Here is a 26604-nt window from a genome sequence, read left to right on the forward strand (position 1 = left end):
GGGCTTCGTCCCCTACGAGGCTTCGCGCAGCTCCCCCGCCCGGCGCCGCCGCCGGGCCAGCACCACCCGGCGCTCGGCGGCCGTCAGCCCACCCCAGACGCCGTAGGGCTCCGGCTGGATCAGCGCGTGCTCCCGGCAGGCGACCATGACCGGGCAGCGGGCACAGACCCGCTTGGCGGCGTCCTCACGGGAGAGCCGTGCCGCGGTCGGTTCCTTGGAGGGGGCGAAGAACAGCCCGGCCTCGTCACGTCGGCACACCGCGTCCGCGTGCCATGGACCGTCCTCTTCCCTGGCCGGCACCCGCGGCTTCGGCACGGCCGCCGCCGGGCGCCGCTGAAGACTCTGGACGGCGGCTACCTGCAGGGACTGGCGCGGCGGATGCGGCACGGTCTACTCCTGACGACGTATACGCGAGCGAGAGACGATGCACCTGTCCCTACCCGCTGTGCGCGCCCCTATGCACCGAGTGCCGCCGATCCGGACCGTTCGACCGAAACGTGACGCTGCCCGTGCCGTCACACCCGTCACACGACGGGTGGTGTCCAGTCGGCCCGGCGGCCCAGGAAGGCGAGCAGCGATGCGGCCGGGTCGGCATCCCGGTCGGGCGCGGGCGTGAGCGCCGGAGCGTAGGCGAAGCCGCGCAGCGGTTCGGCGAGCTCCTCCGCGGCCGGGCGCAGGGCCGCGGCGAGGCCGGGGGTCAGCGGGGAGGGCAGGCCGGTGGCGACCGCAACGTCCCAGGCGTGGACGGCCGCGTCGAGGGCGGCCGCGCCGACCGCGGTCTCGGCGGAGACGGCGAACGGGGGCAGCGGGACGGCGACCCCTTCCGCGCCCGGCTCCACCCCGGCGAAGGCCTCGGCGGCGGCTTCGAGGGCCGGCTCCAGCAGCCCGGCGGGGGTACCGGCCAGGGTGCCGGTGGGCGCGAAGGGGTCCTCGGCCGGTCCCGGTCCGCCGGTGAGACGGCCGGCGTAGGCGAGCTGGTCACCGGCCGCGTGCTGGAGCACTTGGCCGACATTCCACTCGTCGCACGGTGTCGGCCGGTCCAGTGCGTCGGCCGGCATGCCGTCGACGACGGAGCGCAGCGCGGCGTACGCCTGGTCGAGCAGGTCCCACTTGGATGCGGTCATGGACCGACCGTACAAACAGTCTTCGACCAAAGGGCCTGATCTCAGCGCGAGTTGCGGGCGTGTCGGCCGGACGGCAGACCCCGGCCTGCCTACCGGGGCACCTGCCGGGGCACCTGCCGGGGCACCTGCCTGGGCCGTCCCTTTCGGATCTTGCCGGGCCCGCGACGCCTGGCACCGCGCCCGGCCGCACTGCCGGGGGCTCGGCCGACACAGATCCGAAAGAGCCGGCCTAGCCCTCCAGGCGCTTGCGGAGCTTGAGCGCCAGATCCACCAGGCGGGCGCCCAGCTTGGGGCGGGCCTCGATGTTGCCCAGCAGCGCGAAGCCGCGGACGATCACGACCGGGGCGTGCGGGTCGGTCTCGCCGCTGCCCTCGCCGCGCACCTCGAAGTTGCCGAGGACCCCGCTGCCGTAGCCGCGCAGCGTGACGTTCTCCGGGACCAGGACCTCGACGTTGCCGAGGACGCAGGTCACGTTGATCTCGGTGACCTGCTGCTCGAAGACCGCCTCGGTGAGGTCGATGGTGATGTCGCCGAGGACGGAGACGGCGCGGGTGTGCGCGCCCGGCCGCCAGCGGCCCTTGCGGGAGGAACTGCTGCACACCGCGACCAGCGTCTCGACGGGGCCGTCCGGACCGCTCACCGGACCCCCGGGGGTCCCGGCGGCGTACGCCGGCTGCTGCCGGGCGCCGCCTCCGGGCGCGGGCAGGTCCCGTACGAGCACGTCCAGCTCGCCGACCGTCTTGAGGGAGTACAGCGAGTCGAGCCGGCCGGAGTGCTCCTCGGAGGTGAGCCGGCCCTCGGCGAGTGCGTCGGAGAGGATCTGCGCGATCCGGTCCCGGTCCGCGTCGGAGGCGCGCAGCTCGGCGGCGGGCGCGGGGGCAGGGGCGGAGGGGTGCTTTTCCAGGTCCACGCCACCCAGCATAGCGAGACACGATAGATCGCGATACTGGCCAGTGAGCCTTACCTCACAACAAAAGCCACCGGAAGAGGTCCTACGCTGGTTACCGCGCTGCCAATTGGTCGCCAGCGCCGTCTGCCGAGTGAGGGAATGACTGCCGTCATGCCAGAGTTTGCGTACACCGACCTGCTGCCCCTGGGCGAGGACTCCACCCCGTACCGGCTGGTGACCTCCGAAGGCGTCTCCACCTTCGAGGCCGACGGCCGTACGTTCCTCAAGGTCGAGCCTGAGGCGCTGCGCCTGCTCGCCGAAGAGGCGATCCACGACATCCAGCACTTCCTGCGCCCCGCGCACCTCGCGCAGCTGCGCCGCATCATCGACGACCCCGAGGCCTCGGCGAACGACAAGTTCGTCGCCCTGGACCTGCTCAAGAACGCGAACATCGCGGCGGCCGGCGTCCTGCCGATGTGCCAGGACACGGGCACGGCGATCGTGATGGGCAAGCGCGGGCAGAACGTCCTCACCGAGGGCGGCGACGAGGCGGCCCTCTCCCGCGGCATCTACGACGCCTACACCCGCCTGAACCTGCGCTACTCGCAGATGGCCCCGGTCACCATGTGGGAGGAGAAGAACACCGGCTCGAACCTGCCCGCGCAGATCGAGCTGTACGCGACGGACGGCGGCGCGTACAAGTTCCTCTTCATGGCCAAGGGCGGCGGCAGCGCCAACAAGTCCTTCCTCTACCAGGAGACCAAGGCGGTCCTCAACGAGACCTCCATGATGAAGTTCCTGGAGGAGAAGATCCGCTCGCTGGGCACCGCGGCCTGCCCGCCGTACCACCTGGCGATCGTGGTCGGCGGCACCTCGGCCGAGCACGCGCTCAAGACCGCGAAGTACGCCTCCGCCCACTACCTGGACGAGCTGCCCACCGAGGGCTCCGTGCTCGGCCACGGATTCCGCGACCTGGACCTGGAGCAGCAGGTCTTCGAGCTGACCCAGAAGATCGGCATCGGCGCCCAGTTCGGCGGCAAGTACTTCTGCCACGACGTCCGCGTGGTCCGCCTGCCGCGCCACGGCGCTTCCCTCCCGGTCGCGATCGCCGTCTCCTGCTCCGCGGACCGCCAGGCCACCGCGAAGATCACCGCCGAGGGCGTCTTCCTGGAGCAGCTGGAGCGGGACCCGGCGCGCTTCCTGCCGGAGACCACCGACGAGCACCTCGCCGACTCCGCGGACGTGGTCTCGATCGACCTGAACCAGCCGATGGAGTCGATCCTCGCGACCCTCACCCGGCACCCGGTCAAGACCCGCCTGTCGCTGACCGGCCCGCTGGTCGTGGCGCGCGACATCGCGCACGCCAAGATCAAGGAGCTGCTGGACTCCGGCGCGGAGATGCCGCAGTACCTGAAGGACCACCCGGTCTACTACGCCGGCCCCGCGAAGACCCCCGAGGGCTACGCCTCCGGCTCCTTCGGCCCGACCACGGCCGGCCGCATGGACTCCTACGTCGAGCAGTTCCAGGCGGCGGGCGGCTCCAAGGTCATGCTGGCCAAGGGCAACCGCTCGCAGCAGGTGACGGACGCGTGCGGTGCGCACGGCGGCTTCTACCTCGGCTCGATCGGCGGCCCGGCGGCGCGCCTGGCCCAGGACTGCATCAAGAAGGTCGAGGTCCTGGAGTACGAGGAGCTCGGCATGGAGGCCGTCTGGAAGATCGAGGTCGAGGACTTCCCGGCCTTCATCGTGGTCGACGACAAGGGCAACGACTTCTTCCAGAACCCGGCCCCGGAGCCGACCTTCACCCACATCCCGGTCCGCGGCCCGGGCCTGTAGCACGCGGCCGGCAGGGCGGGTCCGCCCCGCCGCGACGGGCCCCGGGGGTGCTCACCCCCGGGGCCGGCCCCCCTTCCGCGCTCGCCCGCAGTGCAGCGTCACGAATTGTTCAGCCATCGGTGCGGCATCCTGCACCGGGCCGTTCGGCGCGTCCGGATAACGTTTGCGGCATGACTGCGCCGTCCCTCCACGCGGCCCGCGAAACGCGGGTCATCGCCCATCGCGGGGCCTCCCACGAGTACCCCGAGCACACCATCGGCGCCTATCGGCAGGCCATCGACGACGGGGCCGACGCGCTCGAATGCGATGTGCGGCTCACCGCCGACCACCGGCTGGTCTGCGTGCACGACCGGCGGGTGGAGCGGACCTCCGACGGGCGCGGGGTCGTCTCCGAGATGACGTACGAGGAGCTGCGCGCGCTCGACTTCGGCGCCTGGAAGGGGGCCGCGCACGCCGGGGCGCGGGTGCTGCTCTTCGAGGACCTGCTCCGGGAGGCGCTGGCCGCACCGTATCCCGTCGGGCTCGCCGTGGAGACCAAGCACCCGACCCGCGCGGGCGGCCGGCTGGAGGCCGAACTGGTGCGGATGCTCCGGAAGTACGGGCTGGCCGACGGCTCGGCCGGCCGGGTCGAGGTGATGAGCTTCTCCCGCTCCGCGCTGACCCGGCTGCACCGGCTCGCGCCCGGGCTGCCCGCCGTGTACCTGACCGAGCGCAGGGTCCACCCGCTCCGTCCCCCGTACGCCACCCACGCGGGCCCCGGCATCGACCTGGTCCGCCAGGACCCGGGGCTGGTGGGCCGGCTGAAGGCGAAGGGGCTCCGGGTGCGCGTGTGGACCGTGGACGAGCCCGAGGACCTGGAGCTCTGCGTGCGCCTGGGCGTGGACACGGTCATCACCAACCGGCCCCGCGACGTGCGCAAGCTCCTCGAAGACATGTGACCGCACCCGGCCGGGGTGCGCCGGCCGGGCGTGGGGGGGGAGAGAGATCTGGCGGGGGTGGTGCGGGTCTGTCCGGGGCTTGCGGGGTGCTACACGAAGCGCTGGTTCGCCGAGCCGTTGCAGGTCTGCAGGCGCAGCGGTTCGTGGGCCGCGGCCACCGTCAGGCACATGCCCGGGGCGGCGGCGGGGCGCAGGGTGGCTCCGTCACGGACGAACTGCTGGTTGGCGCCGCCGTGGCAGTTCCAGATGATCATCGCGGTGCCGTTGCCGTAGTTGGCGCCGGGGGCGTCGAGGCAGCGGTCCTGGGTGAGCTCGATGTGGACGGACTTCTTCGCCGGGTCGTACCACCAGCCCTGGTTGCGGCCACCGTGGCAGTCCCAGCCGATGACCTTGGTGTTGTTGGCGCTGGAGCCGCCGTTGGAGTCGAGGCAGTTGCCCGTCGCCTCGTTCTTCAGCGGCTTGTACAGGTCGTCCCAGGCCCCGGCCTGCAGGACGGGGGTGCCGGTGCTCGCGGGGTCGGCGCAGGATGCCTCGCGCAGGCCGGAGTCGTAGAGCTGGGTCAGACAGGACGCGAAGGCGCCGTGGCCGCGGTAGTTGGGGTGGAAGGACTGGCGGGCGGTGTTCTCGTCCCACGGGAAGTGGTCCCCGAGGTCGAGGTAGAGGCCGCGGGCCCAGGTGTCCTCCATGCAGACCTCGTGGCCCTGGAAGAGCCGCGAGTTGTCGAGGTAGGTCGCGCCCGCGGCGAGGGCGGCCGCGCGCATGCCCTTCTCGAAGGCGGGCACCGCGTAGTTGCGGCCCCAGGCGGCGTCGGAGTCGTAGCCGGCGCAGCCTCCGGGGAGCTTTCCGGGGAAGTCGGGGTTGTCGTTGAAGTCGGGGCCGATCGGGCTCGGGTAGCCCATCACGACCAGCTTGTAGTCGGAGTCGGCGTAACCGGCGTCGCGCATGACCGTCTTGAGGTCGGCGATCGTCGATTCCACCTTGGGCTTGAGGCCGTCGACGCGACCCTGCCAGCCCGGACCGTACTTCGGCTCGCAGGTGCCCTGGCTGAGCACCCAGCGTGTGACACAGTCGGTCATGACGGGACCGAACTGCAGGTCGTCGTTGGCTCCGGCGACGAGCAGCACCATCTTGATCCTGGTGTTGCGGGCCTTGATGGCGAGACTGTCGCTCTGCACCAGCTCGTCGGCGTACTGCTTGCTGCCGCCGATCTTGATGTTGCCGGTGTAGCCACCGGAACAGGCCACGTTGAAGGTGTAGTCGGCCGCGATGCCGGTGCGGTGGATCGCCGAGTCCGGCGACCGGTGGCACTGGTTGGACGAGGTGTTGGTGGCGGGGTCGTAGTTGCCGACCCCCTCGCCCGAAATCTCGCTGTCGCCGAGCGAGATCAGGCCGGTCTTGCGGTCCGCGAGCGGGCGGACGGCCGGGTCGCCGTAGATCTTGACGGCCTCGGCGGCCCGGACGGCCTCCAGTTCGGGCGTGAGGGGCGTGGCCGCGGTGGCGGCCCCGGCGGCGGGAGCCGCGTGGGCCATGGGGGTGATGGCGGTGACGCCGCCGAGGGCGGCCGCGACCGCCGCGACGGCGGCGAAGGTAGATCTGAGCCTGGATTGTGTACGGACACGTGCCATGAGCGCCTCCCGATCTCGGTGTTACCCCCGGTATTTACTGGCCAGTAGGCGAGTTGGGAACAGTCCGAACAAGACAATTGCTCAACTTTTTGAGGAGGCACCACACATGACCGACGACCAGAAGACCGGCGCGACCCCCGAGGGGTTCCGCGTGGAGCACGACTCCATGGGCGAGGTACTCGTCCCCGAACACGCCAAATGGCGAGCTCAGACCCAGCGCGCCGTGGAGAACTTCCCCATCTCGGGACAGCACCTGGAGCGCGCCCACATCGAGGCGCTGGCCCGGATCAAGGCCGCGGCGGCCGTGGTCAACTCCCGGCTCGGCGTGGTCGACGAGGACATCGCCGCGGCGATCGCCTCGGCCGCCGCCGAGGTGGCCGAGGGCCACTGGGACGAGCAGTTCCCCGTAGACGTGTTTCAGACGGGTTCCGGCACCTCGTCCAACATGAACGCCAACGAGGTGATCGCCACCCTGGCCACCGAGCGGCTCGGCCGCCCCGTCCACCCCAACGACCACGTCAACGCCTCGCAGAGCTCCAACGACGTCTTCCCGTCCTCCATCCACATCGCCGCCACCGCCGCCGTCACCGGCGAGCTCGTCCCGGCACTGGAGCACCTGGCCAGTGCGATGGAGCGCAAGGCCGCCGAGTTCTCCGAGGTGGTCAAGTCCGGGCGTACGCACCTGATGGACGCCACCCCGGTCACCCTGGGCCAGGAGTTCGGCGGGTACGCGGTCCAGCTCCGCTACGGCGTCGAGCGGCTGCGCGCGGCGCTGCCGCGGCTGGCCGAGCTGCCGCTGGGCGGGACCGCCGTCGGCACCGGGATCAACACCCCGCCCGGCTTCTCCGCCGCCGTGATCGCCGAGGTGGCCGCGGTCACGGGGCTGCCGCTGACCGAAGCCCGGGACCACTTCGAGGCGCAGGGGGCGAGGGACGCCCTGGTGGAGACCTCGGGAATGCTCCGTACGGTCGCCGTGTCCCTCACCAAGATCTGCAACGACCTCCGCTGGATGGGTTCCGGCCCGCGCACCGGATTGGCCGAAATCAATCTCCCGGATCTTCAGCCGGGGTCCTCGATCATGCCCGGAAAGGTCAATCCGGTCGTCCCGGAGGCCGCGTTGATGGTCGCCGCCCAGGTGATGGGGAACGACACGGCGGTCGCGGTGGCGGGCGCCGCGGGCAACTTCGAGCTCAACGTGATGCTCCCGGTGATGGCCCGCAACCTCCTGGAATCCATCCGCCTGCTGGGCAACGTCAGTCGCCTGCTGGCCGACCGCACCGTGGACGGAATCACCGCCAACACGGCCCGGGCCAGGGAGTACGCCGAGTCCTCGCCCTCCGTGGTGACCCCGCTGAACCGCTACATCGGCTACGAGGAGGCCGCCAAGGTGGCCAAGAAGTCCCTCGCGGACCGCAAGACGATCCGCCAGGTCGTCCTGGAGTCGGGCTACGTGGAGCGCGGCGACCTCACCCTGGAGCAGCTCGACGAGGCGCTGGACGTCCTGCGGATGACCCGCCCCTGACGCGGCCGCCCCGCCCCCCGCCGGGGTCCGGATCCGGTCGTTTCCCGTCCCCGTACACCTCGGTGACCTGCACCGCAGCGATAATCCGGGCCCCAGCCCTAAGATCTGCGCATGACAGGTACCGGAGGCCGCGGGGGCGGCAGCGCACGGGGCGCGGCGCGGGGCGCCGCACGGGGTGGCGGGCGGGGCGCCGCGCAGCACGCCCACTGGGCGCCCGGGGAGCAGATCCTGTGGCGCTACCGCGACCACGCGCCCGGCCCGAAGGGCGCCGTGCACATCTGCCGGCCCGTGACCGTGGTCACCGACACCGACGAGCTCCTCGCCGTGTGGATGGCCCCCGGGACCGAGTGCGTCAAGCCGGTGCTCGCCGACGGGACCCCGGTCCACGAGGAGCCGCTCGCCACCCGGTACACGGCGCCGCGGACCACCGTACGGTCGCGCTGGTTCGGGGCGGGCGTGCTGAAGCTGGCGCGTCCCGGGGAACCGTGGTCGGTGTGGCTCTTCTGGGAGCACGGCTGGCGCTTCAAGAGCTGGTACGTGAATCTGGAGGAGCCGCGGACGCGTTGGTCCGGCGGCGTCGACTCCGAGGACCACTTCCTGGACATCTCCGTCTACCCGGACCGCACCTGGCTGTGGCGGGACGAGGACGAGTTCGCGCAGGCCCAGCGGTCCGGCCTGATGGACCCGGAACAGGCCCGGCGGGTGCGCGCGGCGGGCCGCGCCGCGGTGGACGTGATCAGGGCCTGGGGTCCGCCGTTCTCCGAGGGCTGGCAGGATTGGCGGCCGGACCCGGCCTGGGGCGTACCGGCGCTGCCGGAGGACTGGGACCGCACTCCGGCGCATATGACCTCATGAGACCCTTGATGCGCCCCCGGGGGGCAAACGTAGGATCGTCCTCCGCCGGGGCGTCGGCGGCGCCGCCGTACGGTCTCCCTTCGGCAAATGTCGCCAGATGCGCGGTACTTGGCCGGAGGTTCACGCGAAGCGAGAGGTAACGAGCGGGACGCGGAACCGCGGGGTGATGGTGTCCCCGCCGCTGAGCGGGTATACCGCGACTGACCGAGTTGAGTGCAGCGCACATCGAGCGCAAACGGACGGAATGCCACGCGTGACGGAGTACCCCACCTCTCAGGAGGGCCCACAGCCGGTCGCCTCCGGCGGTCGGACGGACGAGCCGAGTGCCTCCGGCGGTCGTACGGAGGAGCAGGGACACGGCAAAGCCCAGGTCCCGGCGGCCGAGGCCGTACGCACGCATGCGCAGACCCAGGCTGCCGACTTCCCGCACCCCCGCGGCGCGGCGCGCCCGCGCGAGGGGACGACCACCCCTGCCGGGGAGCCCGGTGCCACCGCTGCGGCCCCGGGACCCGACGGTGAAGCCGCGCGCGGCATCGCGGCGGCCGCGGGCGGCTCGGCCGGGAACCCGGGCCGGTCCGCTTCCGCGCCCGGCCAGGACGGCGGCTTCGTGGCGGGCCAGAGCGCCGGGTCCGGTTCCCTGCCCGGCCCGGGCCCGGGCACGGGCACGGGCGCCGGTGCCGGGCTGCCCGACACGGGCATCGCGCGGCGGGAGGGCGACCGGCTGCGTTTCGTCGGGGCCGCCACCCGGCGGATCGCGCGCGGGATCGACCTCGACGAGATCGTGCTCGGCCTGTGCCGGGCCACCGTGCCGACCTTCTCCGACGCCATCCTCGTCTACCTGCGCGACCCGCTCCCCGTCGGCGACGAACGACCCGTCGGACCGGTCGTTTTAAGGCTCCGCCGCACCGACCGGCTCCGGCCGATCGACGAGTTCACCGGAGCCGCCACGAGCGCGAGCACCGGCTCCGGCTCCGCCGGGGGCCCCGCGATGACGCCCGACGGCGAGCTCGACTTCAGCCAGCTGGCCCTGGTCGGCCCGCAGGGTGACCTGCCCGCCGCCGAGCTGTGCGAGATCCGCCCCGGCGGGGCGCTCGCCGAGGTGCTGCGCGGCGTACGGCCCGTCTTCGGGTCCTCCGCCGCCGCCCGCGCCGCGCTCCCGGAGCTGCTGGGCGCCGACCACCCCGTACCGCGCGGCCAGCGGGCCATCCTGGCCCCGCTGCGGGGCCGCCGCCGCGTCATCGGCGCGGCGGTGTTCCTGCGCACCCCGGAGCGGCCGGCCTTCGAGACGAACGACCTGCTGGTCGCCGCCCAACTGGCCACCCACACCGCCCTGGGCATCGACAAGGCCGTGCTCTACGGGCGCGAGGCGTACATCGCCGACGAGCTCCAGCGCACGATGCTGCCCGACAGCCTCCCCCAGCCCACCGGGGTCCGCCTCGCCAGCCGCTACCTGCCCGCCGCCGAGACGGCCCGGGTCGGCGGCGACTGGTACGACGCCATACCCCTGCCCGGCAGCCGGGTGGCACTCGTCGTCGGCGACGTCATGGGGCACTCCATGACCTCCGCCGCGATCATGGGACAGCTCCGTACGACGGCCCAGACGCTGGCGCAGCTCGACCTGCCGCCCGCCGAGGTCCTGCACCACCTGGACGAGCAGGCACAGCGCCTGGGCTCCGACCGCATGGCCACCTGCCTCTACGCCGTCTACGACCCGGTCTCGCACCGGATCACCATCGCCAACGCCGGCCACCCGCCACCGGTGCTGCTGCACCTGGGCGGCCGCGCCGAGGTGCTGCGCGTACCCCCCGGCGCCCCCATCGGCGTCGGCGGCGTGGACTTCGAGGCCGTGGAGCTGGACGCCCCGGCCGGGGCCACCCTGGTCCTGTACACCGACGGCCTCGTCGAATCCCGCCTGCGCGACGTGTGGACCGGCATCGAGCAGCTCCGCGAGCGGCTCGCCACCACCGCCCAGCTGACGGGCCTGGACCACCCGCCGCCGCTGGAGGCCCTGTGCGACGACATCCTGGACATGCTGGGCCCCGGGGACCGGGACGACGACATCGCGCTGCTCGCGGCCCGGTTCGACGGGATCGCGCCCAGTGACGTGGCGTACTGGTTCCTGGACCCGGAGGAGACCGCTCCGGGCCGGGCCCGCCGGTTCGCCCGCCGGGCGCTGACCCGCTGGGGGCTGGAGGAGCTCCAGGACTCGCTGGAACTGCTGGTCAGCGAGGTCGTGACCAATGCCGTGCGGTACGCCGAGCGGCCGGTCACCCTGCGGCTGCTGCGCACGGACGTACTGCGCTGCGAGGTCGGCGACGATTCCCCGCAGCTGCCGCGCCAGCGCCGGGCCCGGGACGACGACGAGGGCGGCCGCGGCCTGTTCCTGGTCAACCGGATGGCCCGCCGGTGGGGTGCCACCCGGCTGAGCAGCGGAAAGGTCGTCTGGTTCGAGCTCGCCCTGCCGGGCGCGCAGGACGGGCGCTGACCGCGCCGCCACCCGCGCCGATGCCAATGCCAACGCCCCCGCTGCTGCGGGGGCGTTGGCATTGGCATCGGCGGCGGGGCGGGCTGCCGCCCGGGGCCTACGGCTTCGGCAGCGGGTCCGGGTCGTCCGGCTTCGGCGGCGACTTCGTCGCAGTCGGGGTGCGCGTCGGCGACGGGGTCGGAGTCGGAGTCGGGCTCGGGGTGCGCGTCGGCGAGGGCGTCCGGCTCGGAGCGGGCGTCGACGGCGTGTTGGCGGACGGCGGCGGGGTGCTCGCGGTCTGGCTCGGCGTGCTCGACGGGGTGCTGGTGCCGGTCGGCGTCTGGACCTTGCCCATCTCCGCGTCGTCCAGCTTGAAGGAGTCGGTCTCCACGCCCTTGAGCGCGGCGAGCGTGTACTGCTTCCAGATCGCGGCCGGGAAGCTGGAGCCGCCCGCGCGTCCGCCGCCGGCGGTACCGGTCAGGCTGGTCTGGGTGTGCGTGCCGGGCTCGTCGCCGAACATCGCGACGACGGTGACCAGTTCCGGGGTGAACCCGGTGAACCAGGCGGCCACGTTCTTCTCGGTGGTGCCGGTCTTGCCCGCGGCCTCGTAGGCCGAGCTCTTGACGGCCTGGCCGGAGCCGTCCTCGACGACGCCGGTGAGCACCTTGGTGACGGTGTCGGCGGTCTTGCGGCTGATGGCCTGGTCACCGACGGCGCGGACCGGCTTGTACTCGCGGTCCTTGTGCTCGGCGGACTTGATGATGCTCGGGGTGACCCTCTTGCCGTGGTTGTCGAAGGTGGCGTAGACCCCGGCCATCTCCAGGGTGTCGGCGCTCATGGTGCCGAGCGACATGGCCGGCTTGTCCTCGGGCCAGCCGTCGCGGTCGCGCATGCCGAGCTGGAGGGCGGTCTTCTTCGCGTTCTTCGGACCCACGTCCACGATCATCTGGGCGTACACGGAGTTCACCGAGGAGTTGGTGGCGGACTGGACCGTCATCATCGGGTTGCCGAAGTCGCGGTCGTCCTGGTTCTGCGGGTTGAACGGGACGGAGCTGCCGACCACGGGGCGCTTGCTGGTGCCGTCGTAGAGGGTGTTCGGGGTGATCGGCTTGCCGTCCTGCGTGCTCGCCCCGGTCTCCAGGGCGGAGGCGAGCACGACCGGCTTGAAGGTCGAGCCCGGCTGGAAGTCCTTGCGCAGGGCGTTGCTGGCCCACTGCTCGCTCTGTCCCGTGCCGCCGTACATCGCGAGGATCGCGCCGGTCTTCGGGTCCACGGAGGTGGCGCCCGCCTGGACGGCGGCGTCGACGGCGCGGCCCTTGCGGTCGAGCTTGGATTCCAGCTCGTCCTGGACCGCCGCCTCCAGGGCGGCCTGCTTCTTCGGGTCGACGGTGAGGGTGATCTCCCAGCCGCCGGCCTTGAGCTCGGCCTCGGTCATGCCGGTCTGCCGCTTGAGCTCGTCGTCGGCGGCCTGGATCAGGTAGCCCTTCTGACCCTCCATGCCGGGGGCCGCCTTGGGCTTGATCGGCTCCTGGAACTTCATTTCCTTGCGCTTGGCCGCGTCCAGCTTGCCCATGTCGACCATGTTGTCGAGGACGGCGTTGAAGCGGACCATGACGAGGTGCTTGCCGTTCGGCCCGGCCGTCGCCCAGTCGTACTGGCTGGGGGCCTGGAGGACCGCGGCGAGGTACGCGCCCTGCTCCAGGGTCAGCTTGTCGGCGTCGACCCCGTAGTAGGCCTGGGCCGCGGCCTGGATGCCGTAGGAGTTGCGCCCGTAGAAGTTGGTGTTCAGATAGCCCGCGAGGATCTCGGGCTTCTTCAACTGCTGATCGACCTTGAGGGAGATGATCAGCTCCTTCAGCTTGCGGGTCGCCGTCTGGTCCTGCGTCAGGTAGAAGTTCTTGACGTACTGCTGGGTGATCGTCGAACCGCCGGCCTTGCCCTTGCCGGTGACGGTGCTGAACAGGCCCCGGGCCACGCCCTTGAGGTCGACGCCCCGGTCGGTCTCGAAGGACTTGTTCTCGATCGCGATGAAGGCCGTCTGCACGTCCTTGGGGATCTTGTCGATCGACACGATCTGGCGGTTCGTGGTGCCGACCCGGGCCATGACGGTGCCGTCGGCGAGCTTGTAGACGTTGTTCTGCGTCAGCGCCTCGGCGTTGGGGTCCGGCGGATCCACGTAGAAGTAGAGGCCGACCAGGGCCGCCATGCCGAGGACGATCGCCCCGAAGAAGGTCCCGAGGATCTTCTTCCAGGTGAAGAAGCGACGTATGCCGGCCGGTTTGCCCGACCCCCCACCCGCACCCTTGGCGCGCTCGCGCGGTGCCCTTCGCGCACCGCGCTGCTGCTGCGCCTTTCGCGCTTCTGCTCGGCCCATCGCTCCCGCTCCGCTCGATAACCCCCCGACGTCAGCTCAGAAAGCTAACACCGCAGGCTGTGACAAAGTCCGGCCAACCAACACCAATAACGGTCAATTCGGACGTGAGAATCAGCACCCGCCCCCAACGGAACCGACGCGCGAATGCGCCTGCGGGTTGCCGCGAAGCCGGAGTCCTGTCATCCGCCCCGAAAAAGTGATATCACTTTGCTAGGCGGTTCGACCGGCCGCCGCTGAAGGGAAACGGGGCAGATCATGACGAACACCACAGGTGGGACCGAGACCGGCGTACGGGAGTTCCCCGCGCACAGCGTGCGCGGGGGGCTCGCGCTGCTGCTCGGTCTGGCGGGAGTGGCCGCCGGAGCGGGCCTGATCGCGCTCGGCGCGGTGTCGGGGTCCGACGGCGTCAAGGTGGCCCTCGTCGCGGCGGGCGTCCTCCTGGTCATCGCCGCCCTCGTCTGCATGGGCGGGCTGAACACCGTCGCACCGGGCGAGGCCCGCGTGGTCCAGCTGTTCGGCCGCTACCGCGGCACGATCCGCACCGACGGACTGCGCTGGGTCAACCCGCTGACCTCACGTCAGCGCCTCTCCACCCGGGTGCGCAACCACGAGACGGCCGTCATGAAGGTCAATGACGCCTACGGCAACCCGATCGAGCTGGCGGCCGTCGTGGTGTGGCGGGTCGAGGACACCGCGCGGGCCGTCTTCGAGGTCGACGACTTCACCGAGTTCGTCGAGACCCAGACCGAGGCGGCCGTGCGGCACATCGCCATCGAGTACCCCTACGACGCCCACGAGGACGGCGGCCTGTCCCTGCGCGGCAACGCCGAGGAGATCACCGAGAAGCTCGCCGCCGAACTGTCCACCCGCGTCGAGGCGGCCGGCGTCCAGATCATCGAGTCCCGCTTCACCCACCTCGCGTACGCTCCGGAGATCGCCTCCGCGATGCTCCAGCGCCAGCAGGCCGGTGCGATCGTCGCCGCGCGCACGCAGATCGTCGAGGGCGCGGTCGGTATGGTCGAGCTCGCCCTGACCCGCCTCGCGGAGCAGGAGATCGTGGACCTCGACCCGGAACGGAAGGCGGCGATGGTGTCGAACCTGATGGTGGTCCTCTGCGGCGACCGCGCGGCCCAGCCGGTCGTCAACACGGGCACGCTCTACCAGTGAGTTCCGACGGCGGTACGGGCCCCGCCGGGGCCGGGGAGCCGACGGCGGCGCCGAAGGCCGGCCGTCAGGCGCGCAAGCAGGTGCTCCTGCGGCTCGACCCGCAGGTGCACGACGCGCTCGCGCGGTGGGCGGGCGAGGAACTGCGCAGCGCCAACGCGCAGATCGAGTTCCTGCTCCGCAGGGCCCTGGCCGAGGCCGGCCGGCTCCCCGGCGGAGCGGGCCCCATCCCGCCCCGCGGCCGCCCCCGCGCCTCTCCGGATTCCTGAAGCCGCCTCGGTACGCTCTGCGCGTCACCCCGGGGGGGGTCTCTCACCGAATACGAGGCTCGGATGGAATCGACCGGCGGGAAAGCGGACGCGGGCGCGGGCCCGGGCGCGAAGGCGGATGCGAGTTCGGGATCCGGAGCGGGTCCGGGCTCGGGCGTGGGAGAGGAGACCGGAGCCGGGGCCGGCGGTGCGGGGGCCGGTGCGGTCTCCGGCACCCGGGCCGGCGTGGCGCGCGGCGCCCGGCGCCGGCGCACCGCACGAAAGGCGGCCACCGTGCTCGCGGTGGCCGCGGCGTGTTCCGGACTGACCTGGACGGCGCTCTCCCTGACGGGCGCCCCGGCCGACTCCAAGCCGCCCTCCCCCACCGCCTGTTCCTACACGGCCACCGGCACCGCAACGTCCAAGCGGCCCGGCCTGCCCGTGCACGACCCCGCGCGGGCCCGCCCGTACACGGCCGAGCTGACAACCGACCGGGGCAAGGTCGTCATCGAGGCGTTCACCGGGGCCGCGCCCTGTTCCACCACCTCGTTCGCCTTCCTCGCCGGGAAGAAGTACTTCGACGGCAGCGCCTGCCACCGGGTCACCACGCGGGGCATCTTCGTACTGGAATGCGGCGACCCGGCCGGCCTGGGCACGGCCGACCCCGGGTACTTCTTCCCGGACGAGAACCTGAGGGACGCCACCTATCCGGCGGGCACCGTCGCGATGTCCAAGGCGGTGCCCGGCCGCAACGGCAGTCAGTTCTTCATCAGCTACGCCGACCCGGACTTCCGCATGCAGCCCGACTGGACCCCCTTCGCCCGGGTGGTCAGCGGGCTGGACGTGCTGCGGAAGATCGCCGCGAACGGCACGGCCGACGGGTCCGGTGACGGGCGCCCCAAGGAGCCCGTGGTCATCCGCTCCGTGACGATCCACCAGGCGGCCGGGGGCTGAGGCTTCGGACCGGCGGTCCAGGACCGCCGGCCCAGAAGCGCTGCTTTAGGCCCGCCGGCCCAGGACCGCCGGCCCGAAGCCCCCCTTCAAGACCGCCGGTTCAGGAGCACGAAGCCGTTCTCCTGGGCCGCGGTCCGGTACCCCTGGGCCCGCGCCCCGTCCAGGGCGATCTGCTCCTGCTGCGCCGACAGCGGCCACCGCCGCTCCGGCGCCACCGCCGTGTCCACGATGATCCACTCCGGATCGGGGCGGCTGGCGGGCCACCCGTAGAGGCTGGTGCTGGTGCGCTGCGTGAGGTGCGGCACCAGCCCGTCCGAGGCCTGGACCGTGGCGCCGTCGGGGATCATGCCCATCAGCCGGTGCGCCACGGCGATCCGCGGATCGGTCCGCCACGTGGCGGGTTCGGCCAGCTGCCACAGCGAGAACGCGGGCAGCAGCACCACGCACATCGCGGCCGCGCCGATCAGGTGGCGGCGCACGCCGGCCGCGCCGGATTCCCGCCGCCGCGCGAGGGCGTCGACGAAGGCGGCGAAGACGATCGGCATGAGCACGAGCGAGTAGTGGTACCCGGTGCCCCAGAAGGCGGACTTGTCCGAGGCGAAGCGCCACAGCAGCGTCGGCAGGGCCACCCAGACCAGCGGCGAGCGCAGCGCCAGGAACAGGGTCGGCGCCAGCACCAGCACCAGGGTGGAGACCTTGGTCTCGGGGGTGACCATCCCGACCGTCGCCTTGCGCAGCAGGTCCCCGAACCCGGCTCCGCCCTGCGCATCGCCCCCGCCCAGGTACGACAGGTAGGCGTACGAGCCGCCGGGGTTGAAGGCGGGCAGCACCACCACCACCGCCAGCAGCGTCCCGGCCGCGCCCGCGAGGGCGAGGGCGGCCCCGGTCCGGCGCCCGGCACGGTCACCGCGACCGGCCCGCCCGGCGATGACCAGGCCGATGGCGGCCACGGTCAGCCCGAGGTCCTCCTTGACCAGGACCAGCGGCAGCGCCCAGCAGGCGGCGGCACGCAGCCGGCCGGAGCCCAGGGACGCGAGCGAGCACGCGAGGAGCGGGAGCGCGAAGGCCACCTCGTGGAAGTCGAAGCCGACGCCGCTGGCGATGCCCCAGGACAGCCCGTAGCAGAGGCCGGTCACCAGGGCCGCCCGCGCGCCGAGCGTCCGGTGCGCCCACCGGGTCAGCGGCAGCACGCTCACGGCGACCAGGGCCGCCTGCGCCACGAGCAGGGTCTGTGCGGAGGGCCACAGCCGGTACAGGGGCGCGAGCAGCGCGAGCACCGGGGAGAAGTGGTCGCCCAGGATCGGGAAGTCCGGCGCCTTGAGCTCGGAGACGGGCAGCCGGCCCGCCGCGTAGGAGCTGACGACCTGGTCGAAGATGCCGAGGTCGTAGCTGTGGGAGAGCAGCCGTTGATGGGTCCGCAGGGACAGCGTCATGTAGACGAAGAAGAGCCCGCCGGCCAGGGCCCAGATCCACCACGGGGTCACGTACGGGTTCTCCCGGGCCGGCTCCGCCTCCGGCTGCGCGGCGGGGCCCGACTGCTGGGGCGGGAGCGTGGCGGCGGTGCCGGCGGGGGGTGCGTGCATGTCATCAAAGTGACAGCAGCCCCGGGCCCGGGTCCCGAGCCGCGCCCCGTACGGCGGTCACACCCTACGAATGGGCGCAAACCATACGAAGATCATCTCTGCACTGCGTGTATACATCGAGAGTATACACCGCGTGTATAGTCCTTCGCATGTCCATCAGTCACGCACTCCTCGGCCTCCTGGAGGCCGGCCCCCGGCACGGCTACGACCTCAAGCGGGCCTTCGACGAGAGATTCGGCCACGACCGTCCGCTCGCCTACGGGCAGGTCTACTCGACCATGTCCCGGCTGCTGAAGAACGGCCTCGTCGAGGTCGACGGGGTGGAGAGCGGTGGCGGACCCGAGCGCAAGCGGTACGCGATCACCGACGCCGGAGTCACCGACGTCGAGGACTGGCTCGCCCACCCCGAGAAGCCCGAGCCGTACCTCCAGAGCACGCTCTACACCAAGGTCGTGCTCGCCCTGCTCACCGGCCGCAGCGCCCAGGAGCTCCTGGACACCCAGCGCTCCGAGCACCTGCGCCTGATGCGCATCCTCACCCACCGCAAGCGCAAGGGGGACCTCGCGGACCAGCTGGTCTGCGACCACGCCCTGTTCCACCTCGAAGCGGACCTGCGGTGGCTCGAACTCACCGCCGCCCGGCTCGACCAGCTCGCCCAGGAGGTACGCCGATGACCCCGTCCGGCACTCTGCTCAGCGCCTCGGACCTGCGCAAGGCGTACGGCCCCACCAACGCCCTCGACGGCGCCGAATTCTCCATCCACGCCGGCGAGATCGTCGCCGTCATGGGCCCCTCCGGCTCCGGCAAGTCGACGCTCCTGCACTGCCTGGCCGGGATCGTCACCCCCGACTCCGGCACCATCACCTACGCCGGCCGCGAGCTCTCCGCCATGAACGACGCCGAGCGCAGCGCCCTGCGCCGCGGCGAGTTCGGCTTCGTCTTCCAGTTCGGCCAGCTCGTCCCCGAGCTGACCTGCGTGGAGAACGTCGCCCTGCCGCTGCGCCTGACCGGCGTCAAGCGCAAGGAGGCCGAGCGCACCGCCCTGGCCTGGATGGAGCGGCTCCAGGTCGACGACCTGCGCGGCAAGCGCCCCGGCGAGGTCTCCGGCGGCCAGGGCCAGCGCGTCGCCATCGCCCGCTCCCTGGTCACCAGCCCCCGGCTGATCTTCGCCGACGAGCCCACCGGGGCCCTGGACTCCCTCAACGGCGAGCTGGTCATGCAGCTGCTCACCGAGGCGGCCCGGTCCACCAACGCCGCCGTGGTCCTCGTCACGCACGAGACCCGGGTGGCCGCGTACTCCGACCGCGAGATCGTCGTGCGCGACGGCAAGTCCCGCGACATGGAGCGCGCCATATGAGTGTCGGCGGGCAGAGCACGCCGCGGATCTGGGCCCGCGACCTCGCGCTCGGCGTCCGCTTCGCCTTCGGCGGCGGCCGCGAGGGCTGGACCCGCACCCTCCTCACCGGCATCGGCGTCGGCCTCGGCGTCGCCCTGCTGCTCGTCACCAGCGCGGTCCCGAGCGCCCTTGCCGCCCGCGACGCACGCGGCAACGCACGCCAGACCTACACGTCCCCGACCGCCGAGCAGCCCGGCCCGGGCACCCTGCTGATCGCCGAAGCGAACCAGTCGTACCGCTCCTACGGGGTGGACGGACGGCTCGTGCAGCCCGAGGGCCCGGACGCCCCGCTGCCGCCCGGCGTCAAGAAGTTCCCCGGCGCCGGCGAACTGGTCGTCTCCCCCGCCCTCGACAGGCTGATGAAGACCGACGAGGGCAAGCTGCTGCGCGACCGCCTCGACGGCAGGATCGTCTCGACGATCGGCGACGCGGGCCTGGTCGGACCGGGCGACCTCTACTTCTACGCGGGCAGCGACCGGCTCGCCGAACTCCAGAAGTCCGCCCCCCAGGCCGTCGACCGGGTCACCGCCTTCGAGAACACCCTGCAGAAGGAGGGGCTCGACCCCGTCCTCACCCTCCTCGTGGTGCTGACCTTCGTCGCCCTGCTGATGCCGGTCGCCGTGTTCATCGGCGCCGCCGTCCGCTTCGGTGGCGACCGCCGCGACCGCAGGCTCGCCGCACTGCGCCTGGTCGGCGCCGACGGCCGGATGGTCCGCCGGATCGCCGCGGGCGAGGCCCTCGCCGGATCGCTGATCGGCCTGGTCCTGGGCACCGGCTTCTTCCTGGGCGCCCGCCAGCTGGCCCCGGCCATGGACCTCTATCAGCGCAGCGTCTTCCCCTCCGACCTCAACCCGGCGGCCTGGCTCGCCGCGCTCATCGCGCTCGCCGTGCCCGCCGCGGCCGTCGCCGTGACCCTGTTCGCCCTGCGCGGCGTGGTCATCGAGCCGCTCGGCGTGGTCCGTACGACGACCCCGCGCAAGCGCCGGATCTGGTGGCGGCTGCTGCTCCCGCTGGCCGGACTCGGCCTGCTGGTCCCCATGATGGGCCGCGGCAACGACGGCGGACAGTTCAACCAGTGGCAGGTCTCGGGCGGCGTGGTCCTGCTCCTCGTCGGCATCACCGTCCTGCTCCCCTGGGTGCTGGAACGCGTGGTCGGCCGCATCGGCGGCGCGGGCCCGGTTTCCTGGCAGCTCGCCGCCCGCCGGCTCCAGCTCACCAGCGGCAGCGCCGCCCGGCTGGTCAACGGCATCGCCGTGGCGGTCGCCGGAGCCATCGCCCTGCAGATGCTCTTCGCCGGCACCGAGGGCTCGTACACCCGCGACACCGGCCAGGACCCCACCCGGGCATCGATCGCCGTCCTGATGCGCACCCCCGGCGGGGGCGAGCCCCTGGCTCAGGCCCTGGCCGGGACCAAGGGCGTCACCCAGGCCGTCGCGCTGGGCTCCACCTTCGCCGGGCGCGGCACGGGCATGGAGTACGAGGACGCCTCGACGACGGTGACGATGGGCACCTGCGCCGCCCTCGGGAAAGTCGCGGAGCTGCCCTCCTGCAAGGACGGCGACGCCTTCATCATCGACGGCGCCCGCGCGAGCCTCAGCATGGGCGGTGACACCGCCCGGCCGGGCGAGAAGCTGTTCGCGGGCAACATCCACGGCAACGAGGGCGAAGCCCCGGTCCCCTGGACCGTGCCCGCCGACGCCCGGACCGTGAAGGCCGTCAAGGACCCCGTCGGCAGGCTGACCACCGGCGTGCTGGCCACCCCGGCCGCCGCCCCGAAGGGCATGGGCGGCTTCCAGTCTGCCGAGGTGTTCGTGAAGCTGGACCCGGCGGTGCCCGACGCGCTGGAGCTGGCCCGGAACACCTCCTTCAAGGCCGACCCGCTGGCCGTCCCGATGACCCTGCAGGCCACCGCGGTCAGCGACCGCTACTCCTCCATCCGGACCGGCCTGTTCGTGGGCTCCGCCCTCGTGCTGATGCTGATCGGCGCCAGCCTGCTGGTCTCCCAGCTGGAGCAGCTGCGCGAGCGCAAGAAACTCCTGTCGGCGCTGGTCGCCTTCGGCACCAAGCGCTCCACGCTCAGCCTGTCCGTGCTGTGGCAGACCGCCCTCCCGATCGGCCTGGGCCTGGCCCTGGCCACGGTGGTCGGGCTCGGGCTCGGCCTGGTGCTGATGCAGATGGCCGGCGTCCCGATCCACATCGCCTGGACCTCGATCCTGGCGATGATCGGCATCGGCGCGGGCGTGTCCGTCCTGGTCACCCTGCTGAGCCTGCCGGCGCTGCTGCGCCTGATGCGCCCGGACGGGCTGCGCACGGAGTAACCGCCCGCGCACGCAGTCCCGTACCCCGTACGCCCGCTCTCAGTCCGTCAGCCAGACGGGGAGCGGGCGTACGGCTTCGCGCAGCGCGTCGGCGACGGCCCGGAACTCCTCCTCGCGGGCCGTCCCCGTCCGCATCGCCAGCGCGATCCGCCGCGAGGGCGCGGGCTCGGTGAAGTACCCGGTGGCCAGCTGCTCGTTGCGGGCGGTCTCCAGCCGCAGCGCGGTGCGCGGCAACAGCGTGACGCCGAGCCCCCCGGCGACCAGTTGTACGAGGGTGGACAGCCCGGCCGCGGTCGTGGTGACGTCCGCCCCGGTGGTGCGTCCCGCGTCGTGGCAGATGTCGAGGGCCTGGTCGCGCAGGCAGTGCCCTTCGTCGAGCAACAGCAGCTGCAGGCAGCGTAGTTCCTCGCGCGGGATGTCCCGGCGGCCGGCGAGCGGGTGCTCTCGCGGCACGAGCAGGACGAAGTCCTCGTCGAAGAGCGGCAGTTCGGTGACCCCGGGGACCCCGAGCGGCACGGCGAGCAGCAGCAGGTCCAGCCGGCCGCCGGCCAGCCCCTCCAGCAGTGAAGCCGTCTGCTCCTCGTGCACCTGGAGGTCGAGGCGCGGATAGCGGCGGTGGAAGAGCCCGAGCACGGTCGGCAGCAGGTACGGGGCCACGGTGGGGATCACGCCGAACCGCAGCACCCCGGTGAAGGGGGCCCGTACCGCCTCGGCCTCCTCCAGCAGCCCGCCCATGGCGTCGAGCACGGCCCGGGCCCGGACCGCGATCCGCTCCCCGGCGGGCGAGAGCAGCACCTTGCGCGTGGTGCGCTCCAGCAGCCGCACCCCGAGCGCCTCCTCCAGTGCGGACACGGAGCCCGAGAGCGCGGGCTGGCTCATCCCGATGGCGGCGGCCGCGTCCCTGAAGTGCAGGTGCTCGGCAACGGCGGCGAAGGCCCGCAGCTGTGCGAGCGTCGCCTGCCGCGCCTGCTTCGCGGACCTCGCTCCCCTGTTACCCACAGCCACTGATAGGCACCTCCGATCACTGGTCACTAGACTAGCTATTTCTGCAATCAATGCAGCTGTGCCAGCATGTGAGATACGTCCAACCCTCACGGAAAGCCCCCAAAAGGGTCGCTTTCCCGTCCGCAAGGAGAGCACGTGCTCACTGTCGGTGACAAGTTCCCCAGCTACGATCTGACCGCTTGCGTCTCGCTCGAGGCCGGGGCCGAGTTCGCGCAGATCGACCACAAGGCCTACGAGGGCAAGTGGCGCGTGGTGTTCTTCTGGCCTGCGGACTTCACCTTCGTCTGCCCGACCGAGATCGCCGCCTTCGGCAAGCTGAACGACGAGTTCGCCGACCGCGACGCCCAGATCCTCGGCGTCTCCGGCGACTCCGAGTACGTCCACCACGCCTGGCGCAAGGACCACGCCGACCTGCGTGACCTGCCCTTCCCGATGCTGGCCGACTCCAAGCACGAGCTCATGAAGGACTGCGGCATCCAGGGCGAGGACGGCTTCGCCAAGCGCGCCGTCTTCATCGTGGACCCGAACAACGAGATCCAGTTCTCCATGGTGACCGCCGGTTCCGTGGGCCGTAACCCCAAGGAGGTCCTGCGGGTCCTCGACGCCCTGCAGACCGACGAGCTGTGCCCCTGCAACTGGAACAAGGGCGAGAGCACCCTCGACGCCGGCGCGCTGCTGGCCGGTGAGTGAGCGATGTCCCTCGACTCCCTGAAGTCCGCCATACCGGACTTCGCCAAGGACCTGAAGCTGAACCTCGGCTCGGTCATCGGCAACCAGGACACCCTCACGCAGCAGCAGCTGTGGGGCACCGTCCTGTCCTGCGCCATCGCCGCCCGCTCCCCGCGCGTCCTGCGTGAGCTGGAGCCGGAGGCGAAGGCGGCCCTGTCGCCGGAGGCGTACACCGCCGCCAAGTCGGCCGCGGCGATCATGGGGATGAACAACGTCTTCTACCGCACCCGTCACCTGCTCTCCGACCCGGAGTACGGCAACCTGCGCGCGGGCCTGCGGATGAACGTCATCGGCAACCCGGGCGTGGAGAAGCTCGACTTCGAGCTGTGGTCGCTCGCCGTCTCCGCGATCAACGGCTGCGGCCAGTGCCTGGACTCGCACGAGCAGGTCCTGCGCAAGGCCGGCGTGGACCGCGAGACGGTTCAGGAGGCCTTCAAGATCGCCTCGGTCATCCAGGCCGTCGCCGTCACCCTCGACTCCGAGGCCGCCATCTCGGGCGAGTGACACCCCGCACGCGCACCAGTGCCCCCGCAGCCGCTCCTGGCCGCGGGGGCACTGTCGTGTGTCCGGGTGGCATGACGGCCTAGCGCCGCAGCTTCGCCATCAGGGTCCGCATGTCCTCGATCATCGCCGCGCCGATCGCGTCCTCGTCGACGGCGGAGGGGCCGTCGCCGCCGACCCCGTGCCACTGCACCGTCAGCGTGAAGACCGCCCCGCCGTCGAGCACCATGAGCCGCTCCCCCTCGCCCGCGTAGTGCCGGTCGAGTACCGCCCGGTCGCCGAGCCCAGGCACCGCACGGCGCACCTCCAGGTCCAGCCTGGCCTCCGGGCTCATGCCCGGCCCGGTGGTGAACTCCGTTCCGGGGCCGACCTCCTTGTGCAGTTCGACCGACACCTCGGCCCCGTACAGGAGGGCGTCCGGCTTCTCCCACCGCATGCCGAGCCCGCAGTACGCCCAGTCCTGCGCGCGGTCCACGCCCTGGCTGCTCCCGTGCCCCTCGAAGGGCCGGCCGGTGGCCTGGGCGACCGTCTTGAGGTCGACCTCCTTGCACAGGTCGCCGGAGTGCCGGTAGCCGATGCGCGGAGTTGCGGAGAATCGATCCTGCACCGCCAGCGCGCCCGCCCACACCGCCGAGGCCGCCACCACCCCGCCCAGCGCCCACAGCCAGGGCGCACGTTGGCCCCGTACCCACGCCCGGGTCCCCTCGTGCTCGCGCGGCCGGTCCGGACTCGGCTCCTGCGCCGGACTCTCCGTGTCCCAGCCCCCGTCGATCTCGGGCTCGCCGATCATCCCCGTGTCCCCGCCCCTCGCCCCTGGCCCTCGTCCGACTACGAGTGCAGCGCCTTCATCAGGCCGTGCATGTCCTCGATCATCGCAGCCTGGATCGCGTCGGAATCGGGCTTCGGCGGATCTTCCGGGGTGCCGGTTCCGGCGCTCACCCGGACCTCGCCCTCCCCGCTCTCCCCGCCCTCCCCGCCGTCGCCGCCGTCGCCGCCGTCACCGCCGTCACCGCCCTTCCAGGCCGTCACGTCCATGGTGAACACCGCGCCCCCGTCGAGCACGGTCAGCCGCCACCACCTCCCGTACCCCGCCTCCGAGATCAGCGCCCGCTCCCCGAGCCCCGGCACCGCGCGCAGGTCGGGCGTGCCCGTGCCCATCCAGCCCACCACCCCGGGGTCCGCGCCGAACTCCGGGGCGGGATCGGTCCGTTTGTGCAGCACCATCGAGACCTGGGCCTCGTACGAGAGCCAGTACCCGGGGTCCGAGCCGGCCGGCGGCGGCGTACGGACCGTGCAGAGCGACCGGTCCACGCCCGGGTGCTCCCAGCGTTGCGGGGTGGCGTCCCACCCGGCGGTCCCCGTCAGCCGGGCCAGCGCGGGCAGCTTCGCCCCGTCGCACAGGCTCGGCGTGAACGCGTAGCGCAGCGGCGGGCGGTGGTCCTGCGGGGTCACCGCCCACCAGGCGCCGGCCCAGAGCGCGGAGGCGAGCAGGGCGCCGCCGAGCGCCCACCGCCAGGGCCGCACGAGCCGCCCTCCGCGCACCTGCGGGTCGAGCGGGTCGGGCCCGTCGTACGGGTCGAGCGGCTCCGGTGAACCGCCGGAGCCGCCGTCGGAGCTGCCCTCGGACCCGCCGTCGAACTCAGGCTCCGATATCACCCTTGGGGTGTCTCCTCAGCATCCGTGACCGCCTGCCCCAGGGCCGTCGCCCCGTGCGGCGCGGGGCCGACCGGGGAGAGCCCGTGGTGGAGCTGTTCGCGGGAGTAGGCCCGCAGGTAGCCGACGACGGTGTTGGTGACGGCGACCAGCGGAACGGCGACCACCGCTCCCCCGATGCCGGCGATCATGCCGCCGGCCGCCACCGAGAGCACCACCGCGAGCGGGTGCACCCGTACCGCCCGGCCCAGGATGAAGGGCTGGAGCACGTGGCCCTCGATCTGCTGCACGGCCAGCACCACCAGCAGCACCATCAGCGCGGTGAACGGCCCCTGGGTGACCAGGGCCACGACCACGGCGAGGGCGCCGCTTATCACCGCGCCCACGAGCGGGATGAAGGCGAACAGGAAGATGAAGACGGCGAGCGGCACGGCCATCGTCACGTCGAGGAAGTAGAGGCCGAGACCGATGAACACGGCGTCGATGAGCGCCACCAGGACCGTGCCGCGCACGTACGCGGTCAGGGTGCGCCAGGCGCGCGGACCGGCGCCGGCGACGCCGGGGCGGGCGGCCGACGGGAGCAGGCCCAGCGTCCAGGTCCAGATGCGCTTGCCGTCGTAGAGCAGGAAGAGCGTGGAGAACATCGCGAGCAGCATCCCCGTCAGCACTTCGACGAGGACCGTGACGCCTTGCAGTCCGGCACTGGTGATCTGCTCGGTGTTGGTGCCGATGGTCTCGCTGAGGTTCTTGGCGATCTCGTTGATCTGCTTCTCGGTCACGTGGAACGGACTGTCCAGTGCCCAGAGTTTGAGGTCGTTGATGCCCTCGCGGAGCCGGGCGGAGAGCTGGTCGAGGTTGTCCATCACCTGCCAGACGACGAACCAGCCGACCAGGCCGATGACCACGAACCCGAGGATCGCGGTGAGGGCGGTCGCCAGGCCGCGCGGCATGCCGAGGCGGCGCAGGCGGACCACGAAGGGCTGGAGCAGGGCGGTGACGAGGAGGGCGGCGGCGAAGGCGAGGACGACCAGGCGGACTTCGCTGATCACCCTCATCACGACCCAGAGCATCCCCGCGAGCAGCAGCAGCCGCCAGCTGGCCTCCGCGGCGACGCGCACGCCCCACGGGATGACGCTCACCGGGTCGGGCTTCCCGGGTGCGGTGTAGCCCGCGGAGGGGTGCGCCGGGGGTTCCTCGCCCGGGGACGTGGCCGCGGGGGGCGCGGCGGTCGTGGCGCCGGGCGCCGGGGACCCGGCGGCGTGAGCGGGGCGAGGGGGGTGGGCGGGGTGCGGGGGGTACGCGGGACGCACCGGCAGGTCACCAGAGGTTTCGGCCTCGACCTCGGCCCGCCGCTCCGCGAGCCGGGCCTCCACTCGGCTCAGCTTGTTGCCGAGCCGGCCGATCCATCCTGCCCTCTTCGCCATGC

Annotated in this window: 23 protein-coding genes; 13 read left to right on the forward strand and 10 right to left on the reverse strand. The window is 72.3% G+C overall.

The window, feature by feature from the left end:
- Positions 1-12 precede the first annotated feature (12 nt).
- From OG904_RS09690 to OG904_RS09700, 3 genes are all read right to left on the reverse strand, one after another.
- Positions 13-387 (reverse strand): WhiB family transcriptional regulator, encoded by a 375-nt coding sequence (locus tag OG904_RS09690; RefSeq protein ID WP_405489360.1) that lies wholly within the window; start codon positions 385-387, stop codon positions 13-15.
- A 137-nt stretch (positions 388-524) separates the two neighbouring features.
- A complete protein-coding gene (locus OG904_RS09695; protein WP_405489362.1) occupies positions 525-1124 on the reverse strand; it encodes a TIGR03086 family metal-binding protein in 600 nt (199 codons plus the stop codon).
- 229 nt (positions 1125-1353) lie between these two features.
- Positions 1354-2034, reverse strand: coding sequence for a DUF1707 domain-containing protein (locus OG904_RS09700; protein ID WP_405489364.1), 681 nt, complete (start codon positions 2032-2034; stop codon positions 1354-1356).
- 150 nt (positions 2035-2184) lie between these two features.
- Here OG904_RS09700 and OG904_RS09705 point away from each other — a divergent pair, with 150 nt between their 5' ends.
- Positions 2185-3849 (forward strand): fumarate hydratase, encoded by a 1665-nt coding sequence (locus OG904_RS09705; protein ID WP_405489366.1) that lies wholly within the window; start codon positions 2185-2187, stop codon positions 3847-3849.
- 170 nt (positions 3850-4019) lie between these two features.
- Positions 4020-4787 (forward strand): glycerophosphodiester phosphodiesterase, encoded by a 768-nt coding sequence (locus OG904_RS09710; protein WP_405489368.1) that lies wholly within the window; start codon positions 4020-4022, stop codon positions 4785-4787.
- Positions 4788-4876: 89 nt separating this feature from the next.
- Here OG904_RS09710 and OG904_RS09715 read toward each other — a convergent pair whose 3' ends face one another.
- The gene (locus OG904_RS09715; RefSeq protein WP_405489370.1) at positions 4877-6412 is read right to left on the reverse strand and encodes a ricin-type beta-trefoil lectin domain protein; all 1536 of its coding nucleotides are present in this window, start codon (positions 6410-6412) and stop codon (positions 4877-4879) included.
- Positions 6413-6518: 106 nt separating this feature from the next.
- Between OG904_RS09715 and OG904_RS09720 the strand changes: the two genes are divergently transcribed.
- The 3 genes from OG904_RS09720 to OG904_RS09730 all read left to right on the forward strand — a co-directional run bounded on the left by OG904_RS09720 (position 6519) and on the right by OG904_RS09730 (position 11274).
- Complete coding sequence (locus OG904_RS09720) at positions 6519-7934, forward strand: class II fumarate hydratase (RefSeq protein WP_405489372.1); 1416 nt, start codon at positions 6519-6521, stop codon at positions 7932-7934.
- A 111-nt stretch (positions 7935-8045) separates the two neighbouring features.
- The gene (locus OG904_RS09725; RefSeq protein WP_405489374.1) at positions 8046-8789 is read left to right on the forward strand and encodes a DUF402 domain-containing protein; all 744 of its coding nucleotides are present in this window, start codon (positions 8046-8048) and stop codon (positions 8787-8789) included.
- Between the two features lie 253 nt (positions 8790-9042).
- Positions 9043-11274: a SpoIIE family protein phosphatase gene (locus OG904_RS09730; protein ID WP_405489376.1), complete on the forward strand. Its 2232-nt coding sequence runs from the start codon at positions 9043-9045 to the stop codon at positions 11272-11274.
- Positions 11275-11371: 97 nt separating this feature from the next.
- Here the strand turns inward: OG904_RS09730 and OG904_RS09735 are convergent, their stop codons facing one another.
- Positions 11372-13627, reverse strand: coding sequence for a transglycosylase domain-containing protein (locus OG904_RS09735; protein WP_405489378.1), 2256 nt, complete (start codon positions 13625-13627; stop codon positions 11372-11374).
- A gap of 255 nt (positions 13628-13882) precedes the next feature.
- Between OG904_RS09735 and OG904_RS09740 the strand changes: the two genes are divergently transcribed.
- The 3 genes from OG904_RS09740 to OG904_RS09750 all read left to right on the forward strand — a co-directional run bounded on the left by OG904_RS09740 (position 13883) and on the right by OG904_RS09750 (position 15993).
- Complete coding sequence (locus OG904_RS09740; RefSeq protein ID WP_405489380.1) at positions 13883-14794, forward strand: SPFH domain-containing protein; 912 nt, start codon at positions 13883-13885, stop codon at positions 14792-14794.
- Complete coding sequence (locus OG904_RS09745; protein WP_405489381.1) at positions 14791-15060, forward strand: hypothetical protein; 270 nt, start codon at positions 14791-14793, stop codon at positions 15058-15060. Before OG904_RS09740 ends, OG904_RS09745 begins: the two co-directional genes overlap by 4 nt.
- 63 nt (positions 15061-15123) lie before the next feature.
- The gene (locus OG904_RS09750) at positions 15124-15993 is read left to right on the forward strand and encodes a peptidylprolyl isomerase (protein WP_405489383.1); all 870 of its coding nucleotides are present in this window, start codon (positions 15124-15126) and stop codon (positions 15991-15993) included.
- An 86-nt stretch (positions 15994-16079) separates the two neighbouring features.
- Here OG904_RS09750 and OG904_RS09755 read toward each other — a convergent pair whose 3' ends face one another.
- Positions 16080-17576 carry a DUF2079 domain-containing protein gene (locus OG904_RS09755; protein ID WP_405489385.1) on the reverse strand — a complete coding sequence of 499 codons (1497 nt, stop codon included), beginning with the start codon at positions 17574-17576 and terminating at the stop codon, positions 16080-16082.
- A gap of 149 nt (positions 17577-17725) precedes the next feature.
- On the opposite strand from OG904_RS09755, the gene OG904_RS09760 reads away from it, so the two are divergent.
- From OG904_RS09760 to OG904_RS09770, 3 genes are read left to right on the forward strand one after another with little or no spacing between them, the layout of a single operon-like run.
- Positions 17726-18250, forward strand: a complete 525-nt coding sequence (locus OG904_RS09760) for a PadR family transcriptional regulator (protein ID WP_405489387.1) — start codon at positions 17726-17728, stop codon at positions 18248-18250.
- Complete coding sequence (locus tag OG904_RS09765) at positions 18247-18933, forward strand: ABC transporter ATP-binding protein (protein ID WP_405489389.1); 687 nt, start codon at positions 18247-18249, stop codon at positions 18931-18933. Before OG904_RS09760 ends, OG904_RS09765 begins: the two co-directional genes overlap by 4 nt.
- A complete protein-coding gene (locus OG904_RS09770; RefSeq protein ID WP_405489391.1) occupies positions 18930-21290 on the forward strand; it encodes an ABC transporter permease in 2361 nt (786 codons plus the stop codon). The genes OG904_RS09765 and OG904_RS09770 overlap by 4 nt, the downstream gene beginning before the upstream one ends.
- A 39-nt stretch (positions 21291-21329) precedes the next feature.
- On the opposite strand, the gene OG904_RS09775 is transcribed toward OG904_RS09770, so the two are convergent.
- Positions 21330-22295 (reverse strand): LysR substrate-binding domain-containing protein, encoded by a 966-nt coding sequence (locus OG904_RS09775; RefSeq protein ID WP_405489393.1) that lies wholly within the window; start codon positions 22293-22295, stop codon positions 21330-21332.
- 135 nt (positions 22296-22430) lie between these two features.
- On the opposite strand from OG904_RS09775, the gene OG904_RS09780 reads away from it, so the two are divergent.
- Entirely contained in the window at positions 22431-22985 is a 555-nt protein-coding gene (locus OG904_RS09780; RefSeq protein WP_405489395.1) for a peroxiredoxin, read from the forward strand.
- 3 nt (positions 22986-22988) lie between these two features.
- Complete coding sequence (locus OG904_RS09785; protein ID WP_405489397.1) at positions 22989-23528, forward strand: alkyl hydroperoxide reductase; 540 nt, start codon at positions 22989-22991, stop codon at positions 23526-23528.
- 79 nt (positions 23529-23607) lie between these two features.
- On the opposite strand, the gene OG904_RS09790 is transcribed toward OG904_RS09785, so the two are convergent.
- Genes OG904_RS09790 through OG904_RS09800 form a run of 3 tightly spaced genes read right to left on the reverse strand, consistent with a single transcriptional unit; the run spans position 23608 to position 26602 of the window.
- Positions 23608-24315 (reverse strand): hypothetical protein, encoded by a 708-nt coding sequence (locus tag OG904_RS09790; RefSeq protein ID WP_405489399.1) that lies wholly within the window; start codon positions 24313-24315, stop codon positions 23608-23610.
- Between the two features lie 38 nt (positions 24316-24353).
- Positions 24354-25181: a hypothetical protein gene (locus tag OG904_RS09795; protein WP_405489401.1), complete on the reverse strand. Its 828-nt coding sequence runs from the start codon at positions 25179-25181 to the stop codon at positions 24354-24356.
- Entirely contained in the window at positions 25178-26602 is a 1425-nt protein-coding gene (locus OG904_RS09800) for an AI-2E family transporter (protein WP_405489403.1), read from the reverse strand. The genes OG904_RS09795 and OG904_RS09800 overlap by 4 nt, the downstream gene beginning before the upstream one ends.
- Between the last annotated feature and the right edge of the window lie 2 nt (positions 26603-26604).

Source organism: Streptomyces sp. NBC_00096, from assembly GCF_045041305.1.
GTDB lineage: Bacteria > Actinomycetota > Actinomycetes > Streptomycetales > Streptomycetaceae > Streptomyces.